This is a genomic window from Salinimicrobium oceani (genome assembly GCF_012037645.1).
Genome location: NZ_JAAVJR010000939.1, coordinates 1 through 386, shown reverse-complemented (window position 1 = coordinate 386; position 386 = coordinate 1). Strand labels below are relative to the sequence as shown.

Here is a 386-nt window from a genome sequence, read left to right as displayed (position 1 = left end):
TGCGTTCGGTGATCTCTTTAAAAATGATTGCTACGTGCTGCTCATCGGGTGAGTCAATTCTAAAGGAGTTTACATCGAACCACCTGCCCATTGGTTGGGCATAATCTTCAAATCGAATAGATTCTCCTGTGGAGGCCACATTCCCGTAAGTTTCTTTCCAAAAAGGTTCCAGGTCCGGCACCAATTCATTTACAGTTTTCCCAGTCACATCTTTTAAACCTGTTTGAAGCTCGAATACAGGATTGGTTTCTACATATTTATAGTCTACACAAGCACCCGAAGGATCCCGAATGATCTCAATGAGACAGAAACCTTCATCCATGGAATTGATGATCTTCCGGTATTTGTCCGTAGCCTTCTTTGCAAGTTCTTCTTTGAGCTGAAGG

At 42.7% G+C, this 386-nt stretch carries 1 protein-coding gene; it reads right to left on the bottom strand.

Translation table 11 applies throughout. From position 1 onward, the window contains the following. On the bottom strand, positions 1 to 386 hold a 386-nt coding region (locus tag HC175_RS20155; protein WP_168139843.1), incomplete at both ends, for a PAS domain-containing protein.